This window comes from Pseudoduganella namucuonensis, from assembly GCF_900116645.1.
GTDB lineage: Bacteria > Pseudomonadota > Gammaproteobacteria > Burkholderiales > Burkholderiaceae_D > Rugamonas > Rugamonas namucuonensis.
On the sequence record NZ_FPBO01000055.1, the window covers coordinates 26,302 to 36,367 of the forward strand.

Genomic DNA, 10,066 nt, shown 5'->3' on the forward strand with positions numbered 1-10,066 from the left:
TGCTCAGGGACGGATGTGGTTCGTTGAAATGATTATGGCCTCCATCGTGCGCCGAGGTATTTCGTCGGGTCCGATGCGGCAACTACTGCGCCCCCTTTGCAGAGACTGCGAGACTGCGAAGGAGCCGTGGAAGACCACAGGCACATCGTCTATGAAGGTAGCCACTTCCTGTTTGCCGGCCCGAGTCAGGACACGATGCGCCAGTTCGACGGGTCTCTTGTCCGGAATTTTTCGCCAGACTACATCTGGGAGGAACATGGTATACGGAGTCGCATCGTAAGGAGGAACGTACCGAAATTTCAGCTGCCGCAGTGTCTTGTTGTATGTTAGCGTTGACGCATCGATGTATGGGGAATGCGCGATGACCGCCAGATCGTCGCCGTCGCGCCGGACCGTGAGCGCTGGCTGCTGCGCGGTGGTTTTGAACCGCTGAATCAGCGAGCCGCGCGCTGCGTTGGCGAAGGACATGGCTTGCAGGCGATAGGCATTTTCCTCGACGCGCGCAAGGGAGAGCGGGTGATAGGGAAGACTGAGCGCGGCCCTCGACCGCACGCTCTTTGAATTGGGGGCAAGTGCTCCAAAGAGCCGGTCAATGACGCCTCGCGAGTCGTGCTTCCCATCTTCGATCACATGATCCGGGGTGTCCCAGCAGTCCTGGCTGATTAAGCCCATTTTGAACAAGAGCTCTTCAGACAGTTGCTGATACATCGCACCGATTCCGTGTGTATAGGCACCACCTATATCCGAATGGGCGCCGGGCAGGACGATGAAGTTGATTCGATCAGGTATGGTCAAGACGCCGCTGACGTTTATCACCTTGGACACAAATTCAGGTTCATCATCGACAAAGGGCGTGAAGAATAGGCGGGATTCGTCCAGCGCCACGAAATGGACGAGGTAATCCAGGGATGGGGGAATACGCAGGTCGAGTTTATCGGTCTGGCCAGTTGATACCGTGTCGAACAGCATCGCATAGAGGTAGATGTGGTTCCGCAGCTTTTCACTGGATTGCGCCTTTGTGTCGACCAGGTTCATGAAGTGGCGGGCGATCGCCGCCCCTCTGCTGAAGCCAGTCACGAAAACACGGACTTCGGTGTCGGGCGCGATGTCGAGCAACTTCTCGACTTTATTCAACAATTCGTCTGTGGCTTGCTGTGCTATTGCGCTGCTGCTGTAGCCGAACATCCCGTCAGCAAAGTTTCGGTAATGCGGCGACTGCATACCGGGACCAGGGAAATACCTCCCCCCGAGTCGACTGGTGATTTTGGCAGTGATGGTTGGCTGCTCGCCTGGCGGGACCCGGTCCCTATCATTCATGGTGCCGTCAAACCCGATTTGAAGTATCTGTACCGGATGGTCTCCGGTTCGGTGTGTGATCAAGGGCACATTGGCAATTGGAAAATCGAAGGCGTCATCTATCAGCTTTTCGTCACTGGCGCTCGTATGGTAGGGACGATTTCCCGAGACCATAGCGCAGCCACTCAGCAGCAGGATGGCGACGAGCATGACGCATCGTTTCACGTTGATCAGAGTTGAGTGTTCAGGCAAGCGCGGTGGTCGTTGGCTCATTTATTTCCCTAGATTATTTTCAATTTCTCATAGGTAATTTACAGCAATTGAAACTCGGAAAGCCTATCAAATTGTCACAGCCTGTTTTGGCACCATTGGCGCGGCGTCAGCACCTGCTGATTACCATCAGAACCGATCTTTTCTCCGAAAGGCTGCGATGGCCGCCGTTTGGGTGATTGAACGCCGGGGAGGCCTAACTTAGCGCAATACCTCTCGACGTCTCGAAGCCGCAGCGCATCCGCTCATCGGTTCGTTTCCATTGATGCTTTTCCGGTGTACGTCGCGTGCCGCCTTCCTTGAAAAGGCCGTCCGCTGGTGCAATGATAGAAAGGCTTACTGTGGGAATCGTTCCTACATCGCTCCCAGCGCGCTCCATCGCGGTTCGTGCTTGGGACCTTGACTTGTCAAGGCGTTGCGGTCGTCACCCGTCTTCGTATTGCCGGAGTCATTTCCGGCTGTATCCTTCGCTTGATGCGGTGGATAGCATCTGAGTTTTTCAACAGATTGGCGTCGGCATCACATGTCCGCGCTTCGGAAGCGGTTCACCCGTTTCCTAGGTTGAGGCCCTGGTTCGCAAGAATCACGGGCCTTTTTTCTGCGCGCTTTCTTGCGCTTACCCTTTGGCGCCAACTTGGCGTGCATGGCGGGGACGTCGTTCCCGCCTGCGGGAGCCGTGCCCCTTTTCTTTTTAGAAGGAGGTGCATTGTGTTCAACGTCATTGATGGTTTCGACGACATGCTGTACGAGCGAGATCGGCAGTCCGATCCGTTCTACTTGGATTTTCCCATTCGGCGGCGCCCGGAATGCATTCGTGGGTTGCGTATCCGGGTCCTGCTGGCCCAGGCGCGCATCACCGCGTTCGTGAATCCGGAGGAAGCCGAGCACATGCTCTTCGAGATCGCCTCGTGCGCGCAAGCGCAGGGCAGGGAGGACGCCCAGAACGGGGATTCCCAGCCCCCGTTGATGTTCTCGGGCGAAGAGCAATATTTGCTGTGCCTTTGGCGTTGGGGATTCAACTTTGAACGCGAGCGTCAAGAAATGGCTGACTGTCCGCAATGCCAGGATGGTAGCGGAAATCCCTGTCCCTGGCACGGCTAAGGGCGGGGCGGTGTGGCTGAAGTTCAGCCGATGATGGGTAGTTTGAAGTGGCGGGGCATCGTTGTCCCGCGAGGGCATGGTGTCCCGATTTTTTTTGGGAGCTCACCATGTACAAAGAGAAGGAAGAACGCGGCACCCGGCAAGTGCGCCGGATGGGCCGCGAAGAGGAAAGGTTGTGGTCGGAGTTCTACCGCACCGTGGGCGACCCCACGGTCGCCGCTGAACTGATCGCCCACATGGACCAGGACGACGAAGCCCGGCGTCTGCATTCCGGCCTGTACCTGCGCTGCCGCCAGTCGCTGCGGCGTGCCAAGGAGCGGCAGGCGAGGGCGCACGCGGTGGGCAGGGCCATCCGGGCCACGCTGTTCGGATTGTTCGGCTGGCCGCTCGCGATGCTGATGCGATGTGGACGATTCTGTGCCGGCGCAGGTGCTGCCATGATGGCGCGTCAAGGAGAACCGGCGGAGATTCGACTGACCGAGATTGGCAGGCGTCCAACGCGTAAGCCGAAGCCGGCGAAGGTCGAACCCGAGGCGCGGGCAGGTGGCTCAGAGGGCCGCTAGGATGCTGCCATCCAGGCATCCCTGATAGGCCTCATCGATCATGCGATGGAGCTTCTTGGTCGCCCAGGAGGTGCCCCAGTAGTGGCGCTTGCACTTGCGGATGTAGCGCTTCAGATCGGCAAGGCTGCGGATCTCGCCGGGATCGATGTTCGTGATGAAGATCAGGTACGCGATCTCGGGGGCGGTCAAGCGGATGTGGGTTCCTAGTCGCAGCATGGGGATTCTCGCCTTGGCTTGCTGTTGATGGAAATGCGGTGCAGGCGCGCTTGCGCCCGCCCGATTCGCTGCAACCATATTAGGCATGGAACCGGGCGCGTTCAATCAACGCGCCTCGGGGATGATGGTTTTTTCGCGAACCGGCAATCATGCGATGAAGGAGGTCATCATGAAACGCATGGACTGGAATCCGTCATCAGGGGACGCGGACGCGCAATACGACGCGCTGTGCGCCCCGCTGCTGGCGTGGCTGGAAGAGTTGAGGCCGGGCAGGCGGCTGCGTGCGCGGGACGGTACGCCGTTCATCCGCACGAACCGGACCTGCATCTGCTTCTGCAATCTGAGGGATGGTTCCTTGTGCTCGGCCAGGGATATATGTCGCTGTTATGGCGGCGTATCCATGGAGGAGCTGAGGCCGATGAAAGGAGCGAAACATGGACGGGATGAACAGTCGGAGTGAGTCATCGCTGCGGCAAGAATGTGGCGATGCGTTGGAGGACGAATCTGTGCCCGGGCTGATGGAATGGATGGAGATGGAACGTTGGCGTGCGGATTGGCAGCCGGTTCCGGACCCGTATGTCGGGACCGAACAATTGGAGGCGATATTCCAGCGCGTGGTACGGCATGGTTATGCCGCATACGTGCGTGGAGCACGGGTGATGCCCGATCTATTCGCTTCTGACAGTTCGCTCGCGTCGATGTGGCAGGCCGGGTACGCCAACGCGCGGATGGATGCGGAACTAATTTCTCCCCCCGTCGATCCGCGGGTGCAGACGAGCAGCATCAAGTCGTATGCAGGCGGAAGAGGCTGTGTAACCGAGGTTGGGCGGAAGGTGCTGCATGGCCGCTTCGCCAAGGACATCATTGAGGAGGACACGATGACTACTTTTGTTCTTCATTTTTCGGCCTACGGCAATTTTGGAAGGAATCGGCATTACGTCTTTGATGTTCGGGCTCGAAACCTGGAGGCCGCGATTCGATCGGTCGAAAAAGTGTATCCGAGTTATTTCTACCGTGGTTGTTCCGATAGCTACCTGGCTTGGGAATAGACTTTTGGACGACGGTGGCGGTGGGCGGCGCGGTTTGGCCGTCCACCTCTCCGAGTGCCGGACGATGGGCGCGTTCGCCGGTGCTTGGACCGGTCCCGCAATTGTGCAACAGCTTGTTGCCCAATTGCGGCGGGAAACGGTTGCGCGTTCTTAGCTAAACATCGTACGGCGCATCGTTGACGTCGGCAGGTAGTAGCCGCATCGGTGCGGTTCGTTTCGTCTTCAGATCGACCACCACGCCCTGCGCGTTGATGCCACCTGACGAGAATAGTTCAAACAGCAGTTGCGCAGCGTAGCGCGCGGCGAAATCGTTGATGAATAGGCCCTGTGATGCCAGCGACATCCGCACCGAGCAGGATGGCGTGTCGTCCTCGGGCACCGTCTCGTCCAGCAGTTCCGGGTAGCGCTCGGTGACGCAGCGCAACCGGCCGGGCGCATTCTGCGGCAAGGCGTGGCTCGGCGGCTGTCCCAGCACCACCTGCGCGTCGTGCTGGCGGTTGCCCAAGTCCAGCCAGTACAGGTAACGCTCGCCGCCGAACAGGCAGGCGTGCATCTTTCGCCGGGCGGCGCGCGTGTCCACGCAACTGATCAGAATATCGGCCTCGCGCTTGGTATAGCTGTGTTCACCCCGCCAAGCGGCCTCGATGGCATGCACGCTCGCGTCCCAATCCAGCCCGTAGAACTGGTTCAGCCGCGTGATGGTCACCACCGCCTTGTGCGCGCCCACGTCGGCGCGGCTGTAGAGCTGGCGGCCCACGTTCGCCTCGCTCGCGGTATCGGGATCGAAGGCGTGCACGTGCAGCCCCGCCGGGTGGCCGAGCGCGCGCATGGCGATATCGAGCCGCGCGAGGCAGCCCGCCATCTGCGCGCCGTTCCCGCCCACTCCGGCCAGGTGAATCGTCACGCGCCGCGTCAGCAGTTCACTTGGAATACGATGTGGCAGGGTTTCCATCATGCTTCCCCTTCCAATTTCGCCAGCCCGACGACGCTGTCCCATTGGTCGCACAGGTCGATGAACAGGCCGTTGATCGCGAGGCGAAAGAGCGCCTCCGGGTGGCGGCTGCGCACGCGTCCGAAGACGCCGCACAGCTTAATGGCCCGGTCGTCGGCGTCGTCCAGCGCAGAGAAGAATGCCGGGGCATCGCCATGGGAGTGCAGATCGACCACCACCTGCTCGGTGGCGGCGAGAATGGGCGGGAGGTAGACGAGGTGATCCCGGTCCGCCTCCACCGTCTCGCACGCCGCCAGCCGCAATGCGCCGGTGCGTTCGCAATGGATGATCGCGGCGGCGGTCTCGAGCGGGGCGGCGCGCCGCGCCTGTGCCACGAACTGGCGCAACAGGTCGGCCGGAATCACGCCGAACGAAAGGCGCAGCCAAGGCGCAAACGTGCCGTAGGGCAGGGGCAGCCCGGTGTCGATGCCGCCGCAGCGTTGAAGGCAGTCCAGCCACGGCAGGCGCACCTGCGTGAACACGCCGTTGGCCGCCACCACCAGCCGCAGACCCGTCGCCATGGGCGGTAGTTCGCTGTGGCGCGGCGCGGCGACGATGGGCAGGGCGGCATGCAGCGCCGCGTCGCGTGGATCAGTCATGCTGCCTCCGATATGCGCAATCATGTCGGCCAGCGTCTTTTCGATCGGCATCAAGGCGCGCACCGGAAAGCGTGCGGGCGGCGCGTCCAGCATGCCCTTCCAGAAGGCATGGGCGCCGTGCTTGTGCTTAACCACTTTGGTCCCGTTGGGATGGGAGAAGAATGAGCCGAAGAAGGCGTCGGTCCACGCGTCGATGCGGCTGCCGGCGTCCCCCGTCGGCACGACGGTGCTGCCTTGGCAGATCGCCCCAAGGTCGCTGACGTTGAAGTAGGGCGCCCGGCAAAGCGGTGTCTCGGGCGTGGGACGGACGTTGTCCTTGCAGGCCCACACCCACCAGCCCTTGGCGCTGACGGCAAACACCAGCGCCGGATGCGGCACCGCTTCGCCTCGTTCGCCGAGTTCCGCGCAGCGGAAGGCGATGTGGCGCACCCCGGCGGGAACCCACCACACGCGCAGTATGTCGCCCGCGTATAGCGTGCGCCCGTCGAGAAAGGACTCGGAGGCGGGCGCTTGCCGCGCCAGTTCGCGCGCTAGCCGTCTCGCCGCGCGCGGCGACATGGGCTTGCCGGCCAGGATGACCGGGCGGCCATCGCTGATCTCGACCCTGTGGATGCTGGCGTAGGCGTGGGTGGCGTTGTGCTGCGCTTCGCGGTAGACCAAGACCGCTTCCGCCAGCACGAGGCTGGCGGCGCGGGGTGCTTCGATGCGGAATCGTGCTGGCATGGCGGTGTCCTCCTGTGTCACCAGTATCACTCGGACAGGTGGTGAAGCAAACGGTCGATCAGGCCAATGGCGCGCAGTTGCGGCCGCATGGCGCGCATCCAGCGGCGCAGGGCGGATGGCTGGTCGGCGGGGAAGACCACTTCCCCGATCTCGTCAAATGAATCGCCCTGCCACGCATAGTGGGCGTAGTCGTCGGATACCCGCACCGCGATGTCTTCATCCGCCCAGCACAGTACCGCGCCGAAGCCGGTGAACAGCCCTTCGCGCCGGACCGTGAAATCGCTCGACACCGGCGTGCGTGCCAGCGCAAGCGCCAGCTCCGTCGTCCGGCGCACAAAGGCGTCACGATGGTTTTTCGAGAGCGTGTGCAGGCGTCGTTGCGACAGCCCCGCAGTGCGCGTCAACGCCCATGCGGGAAACGATGCTTCGATCTCCGCGCGCGTCACCATATCGGCCCGCATCGCTTCCCGCGCTTCAGGATCCCCATCGCAGTTCTCGTCCAGAAACTCGGTCTCGTCAGGTTCGCCCAGCCAGTACAGGTTGGACGCTTCGTCCAGCAGAACCGACGGGGTAAAGATCGGGTAGGCTTTCCAGCTTTTGTCCTCCAGAATGCGCAACACAGCAGCGCTCAAGCCGGGCACGGCGGCCTCCAGCCGGTTGAGGCTGGGGCCAACCGTCCAACGGTGGACAGAACCTTCTGTCCAATGGATATGGATGCCGCGCACCGCCTCGGCGTCCGATGGCGCTTGCACGGCTTCCATTCCTTCGATCTCGTCGACCTTGCACGTATCGACTGGCTCAAGGGAGAACACAGGAGACAGGCATTCCGTTTTGCCGATATGCCTGTGCAGCCACGCCGACAGGACGGCGGCGCAGGCCGTGAGCGGATCGCTGCTGGCCTGCGGGAATGTGCCCCGCGTCACCGCGCCGCCCCGCACGAGGTAGCGGGCGACGATGCCGGCCACCCGCTGCCCTGCGGCGGGCATGATCACGGCCGGGATGACGTCGGCCAGCACCGGCTGGCTGGATGCGGCTAAGGCGTGGGCGGCAGCCATGGCGAAGGCGCGGTGGCGCGAGGAATGGCGGCCAGGCTCGGCGGGCTGCCGCTGCACGTGCTGGCGAAGTGCAGCCAGCACGCCGCCGTGTGGCGCAGGGCGCGTTTGCCCAGTGCGCGGTTGATGGCGGCGGCGTTGCCGGCTGCGCGGTCCGCCGCCATAGCTTCTGTCAGGGCCGTGAATTCGCGCCAGTTCATCGCCGCCCCTTGGTACCGACATTGCGACGGAAGGTGATCTCCTGCGCGCCGCCCACCAGTTCGTCGGCCACCACGATCTCGGCGCTGATGAGTTCAGGATAGATCGCGCTGTGCAGGTCGCGCACGTCGCGTGGCGCCATGCCGGGAGGTGCAGGCAGTTCTATGCCGTTGTACCGGTAGATGCGCGGGATTTCCTTGGTGGTGATGGCCATGGTGGCTCCTCATCAGAACAGTTCGGGCTGGCGGTTCTTCATCCAGTCGCGGTCGGGATCGTCGTTGGGTTTTTCCTGTTCGCCTGCCTCGTCGACAGCGGCGCAACGCGGTGCAGCACCGGCGGCCGGTGGTTTGGAATGTGAACTGGTTTTCGATGGGGTTTTGGCTGGCTTCGGGCTGGCAGACCGCGCCTCTTCCAACGCCTTGCTGTTGGCGGCGGCCTGCTCCAGCAAGGGGACCAGCTTCGCGCGGTAACCCAATAGCGCATCGACGAAACCGGCGTCGAATTCTTCGGGTGTCGCGGTCAGCGTCAAATCGCGCGCCGGTGATGGCGTGGATGTTTGCGCGGCGCGCGGCATGACGGATACAGTCATCACGCCGCGCTCGGCGTCCGCGCTGATCAGCATGGCTAGGCGGGTGGTGACTGTCAGAGGGTAGAGCTCGGTGAACATTCCCATGATGTGCCTCCTTCGGTAAGCGATAACCCATGGTAAGGCCGGCATCGCGAAGGTCTAGTTCATCCGTCCACGGTCGTTCCGAGGGACAGCCAATGCCCTGTACAGCGCATTGCAGCATGCTGACTGGAACAGTAGAACCACGGCTGCCAACCTAGCAAGCAATGGACCGTTTTTGGCACCGATTCCCGTGGCGTGCCGCGCATTCCAGTAGTTGTCGCTTAGGGAAAACGGCATCGTCAATGCTCGAGTCTTGGTCAATGCAAGGTATGGCGAATATGGATGCAACCGGATCGATTCACACTGCGGCCGACGTGGCGCGGCGATGGCGCGAGCAACGTGGATACACCGGACGAGGTGGCGTTGTCGTTCTGTTCGGCGATGAGGTGCAGGGATGGGGGAACGCACTGCGCGATCCAGGCCACTGGCGGCCCGGCTGTGTCGCGGTTGATGAGAGTGGGGGCCAAGCCGCCTTGGGCTCTCATGCGGATGGGGCCCTGAGGTGGCTGCCGATCCAACGGATTCAGGACTTGGGTAACCCCATCATGGTGGAAACGGGGTAGTGATTGGAATGTGACTAGCAGGGCGAATTTCTCAAGGCGGGAACTATGCGCACAAGCACTTTCATGTTTTTGCTTCAGAATATGGCCCGGGTATCGCCAAGGCGGTCGGTGTGACGTTCGATTCGCCACGCGCGGCCGATCCCATCATCAAAGCACTGGACGTTGAAACCGCCAGGATTGATCCGGATTGGCGCGAGCATGACCAGGCCCGCAGGTCTGCTCGTCCTGCTGACTTGGCTATCAAATAGATCGACGTTGAGCTGGCCGGCAGGGAAGGCGGCACGGGTAAAGTGCGTTGCGCTTGCACGGAATTGAGTTTCCATGCCGACCTTATGCCGCGTACCGTTCCAATTCGATCAAGGCATCAGCCTTCTCGGTCAGTTCCTGCGAATGCGGGATGAGGAATTCCCGCTTTTAGCCACCCATGCGCAGCACTTTTCCGTTTCAGGGCCGTGAAGCGCCACCTGTGCTGCGCGTCGTATGCGCCGTCGGCCTCGTCCGAAAACAGGTGGCGCCGCGCCGACCGTCCGCTTGCGCGCCAACCGCATTGTCGAAAGCACCGGACCAGATGACGTCGTGCTTTCGATGCCCTCGACGAACAATGTTCGGCTGCAAAAATTTAGTGGCGCAGACGTCTACATATTGCCAGTGGCAATAGCATTTGGTCTCGAATTGACGTCATCCCCCGGTGTCAGAATAGTTGTCGCGTCACCTGACGAAGTAGAAACGTATCGGGGGCGGGCAAGAGAGATCGTGTGAGGCAGTATTCAGCAGA

General features: G+C 61.7%; 13 protein-coding genes. 4 read left to right on the forward strand and 9 right to left on the reverse strand.

Annotated elements, in window-relative coordinates; all coding sequences use genetic code 11:
- Positions 1-3: 3 nt before the first annotated feature.
- Positions 4-1,569 carry a T6SS phospholipase effector Tle1-like catalytic domain-containing protein gene (locus tag BM436_RS33505; protein ID WP_143133439.1) on the reverse strand — a complete coding sequence of 522 codons (1,566 nt, stop codon included), beginning with the start codon at positions 1,567-1,569 and terminating at the stop codon, positions 4-6.
- 705 nt (positions 1,570-2,274) lie between these two features.
- Between BM436_RS33505 and BM436_RS33510 the strand changes: the two genes are divergently transcribed.
- Positions 2,275-2,667: a hypothetical protein gene (locus tag BM436_RS33510; RefSeq protein WP_093561046.1), complete on the forward strand. Its 393-nt coding sequence runs from the start codon at positions 2,275-2,277 to the stop codon at positions 2,665-2,667.
- Between the two features lie 107 nt (positions 2,668-2,774).
- Positions 2,775-3,230: a hypothetical protein gene (locus BM436_RS33515; RefSeq protein ID WP_143133440.1), complete on the forward strand. Its 456-nt coding sequence runs from the start codon at positions 2,775-2,777 to the stop codon at positions 3,228-3,230.
- On the opposite strand, the gene BM436_RS33520 is transcribed toward BM436_RS33515, so the two are convergent.
- Entirely contained in the window at positions 3,216-3,446 is a 231-nt protein-coding gene (locus BM436_RS33520) for a hypothetical protein (RefSeq protein ID WP_093561050.1), read from the reverse strand. The two genes, BM436_RS33515 and BM436_RS33520, sit on opposite strands and share 15 nt — an antisense overlap.
- A gap of 169 nt (positions 3,447-3,615) precedes the next feature.
- Between BM436_RS33520 and BM436_RS36680 the strand changes: the two genes are divergently transcribed.
- Together BM436_RS36680 and BM436_RS33530 are read left to right on the forward strand one after the other, a co-directional pair.
- Positions 3,616-3,906, forward strand: coding sequence for a hypothetical protein (locus BM436_RS36680; protein WP_143133441.1), 291 nt, complete (start codon positions 3,616-3,618; stop codon positions 3,904-3,906).
- Complete coding sequence (locus BM436_RS33530; RefSeq protein WP_093561054.1) at positions 3,881-4,495, forward strand: hypothetical protein; 615 nt, start codon at positions 3,881-3,883, stop codon at positions 4,493-4,495. The genes BM436_RS36680 and BM436_RS33530 overlap by 26 nt, the downstream gene beginning before the upstream one ends.
- A 154-nt stretch (positions 4,496-4,649) precedes the next feature.
- Here BM436_RS33530 and BM436_RS33535 read toward each other — a convergent pair whose 3' ends face one another.
- From BM436_RS33535 to BM436_RS33565, 7 genes are all read right to left on the reverse strand, one after another.
- The gene (locus BM436_RS33535; RefSeq protein WP_229490986.1) at positions 4,650-5,450 is read right to left on the reverse strand and encodes a PRTRC system ThiF family protein; all 801 of its coding nucleotides are present in this window, start codon (positions 5,448-5,450) and stop codon (positions 4,650-4,652) included.
- Entirely contained in the window at positions 5,447-6,808 is a 1,362-nt protein-coding gene (locus BM436_RS33540; protein WP_143133442.1) for a PRTRC system protein B, read from the reverse strand. Before BM436_RS33540 ends, BM436_RS33535 begins: the two co-directional genes overlap by 4 nt.
- 26 nt (positions 6,809-6,834) lie before the next feature.
- Positions 6,835-7,863: a PRTRC system protein F gene (locus BM436_RS33545; protein ID WP_177307737.1), complete on the reverse strand. Its 1,029-nt coding sequence runs from the start codon at positions 7,861-7,863 to the stop codon at positions 6,835-6,837.
- The gene (locus BM436_RS37360) at positions 7,842-8,060 is read right to left on the reverse strand and encodes a hypothetical protein (RefSeq protein WP_177307738.1); all 219 of its coding nucleotides are present in this window, start codon (positions 8,058-8,060) and stop codon (positions 7,842-7,844) included. Before BM436_RS37360 ends, BM436_RS33545 begins: the two co-directional genes overlap by 22 nt.
- Entirely contained in the window at positions 8,057-8,272 is a 216-nt protein-coding gene (locus tag BM436_RS33550) for a PRTRC system protein C (RefSeq protein WP_093561060.1), read from the reverse strand. The genes BM436_RS37360 and BM436_RS33550 overlap by 4 nt, the downstream gene beginning before the upstream one ends.
- A 12-nt stretch (positions 8,273-8,284) precedes the next feature.
- Positions 8,285-8,731 carry a PRTRC system protein E gene (locus BM436_RS33555; protein WP_177307740.1) on the reverse strand — a complete coding sequence of 149 codons (447 nt, stop codon included), beginning with the start codon at positions 8,729-8,731 and terminating at the stop codon, positions 8,285-8,287.
- A 634-nt stretch (positions 8,732-9,365) separates the two neighbouring features.
- Entirely contained in the window at positions 9,366-9,614 is a 249-nt protein-coding gene (locus BM436_RS33565; protein ID WP_093561064.1) for a hypothetical protein, read from the reverse strand.
- Positions 9,615-10,066: the final 452 nt, after the last annotated feature.

Bases quoted from the DNA above. Each gene is read 5' to 3' on its own strand.
- BM436_RS33520 (WP_093561050.1), bottom strand. From the start codon at position 3,446: ATGCTGCGACTAGGAACCCACATCCGCTTGACCGCCCCCGAGATCGCG.
- BM436_RS36680 (WP_143133441.1), top strand. From the start codon at position 3,616: ATGAAACGCATGGACTGGAATCCGTCATCAGGGGACGCGGACGCGCAA.
- BM436_RS33530 (WP_093561054.1), top strand. From the start codon at position 3,881: ATGGACGGGATGAACAGTCGGAGTGAGTCATCGCTGCGGCAAGAATGT.
- BM436_RS33535 (WP_229490986.1), bottom strand. From the start codon at position 5,450: ATGATGGAAACCCTGCCACATCGTATTCCAAGTGAACTGCTGACGCGG.
- BM436_RS37360 (WP_177307738.1), bottom strand. From the start codon at position 8,060: ATGAACTGGCGCGAATTCACGGCCCTGACAGAAGCTATGGCGGCGGAC.
- BM436_RS33540 (WP_143133442.1), bottom strand. From the start codon at position 6,808: ATGCCAGCACGATTCCGCATCGAAGCACCCCGCGCCGCCAGCCTCGTG.
- BM436_RS33555 (WP_177307740.1), bottom strand. From the start codon at position 8,731: ATGGGAATGTTCACCGAGCTCTACCCTCTGACAGTCACCACCCGCCTA.
- BM436_RS33515 (WP_143133440.1), top strand. From the start codon at position 2,775: ATGTACAAAGAGAAGGAAGAACGCGGCACCCGGCAAGTGCGCCGGATG.
- BM436_RS33505 (WP_143133439.1), bottom strand. From the start codon at position 1,569: ATGAGCCAACGACCACCGCGCTTGCCTGAACACTCAACTCTGATCAAC.
- BM436_RS33550 (WP_093561060.1), bottom strand. From the start codon at position 8,272: ATGGCCATCACCACCAAGGAAATCCCGCGCATCTACCGGTACAACGGC.
- BM436_RS33565 (WP_093561064.1), bottom strand. From the start codon at position 9,614: ATGGAAACTCAATTCCGTGCAAGCGCAACGCACTTTACCCGTGCCGCC.
- BM436_RS33545 (WP_177307737.1), bottom strand. From the start codon at position 7,863: ATGGCTGCCGCCCACGCCTTAGCCGCATCCAGCCAGCCGGTGCTGGCC.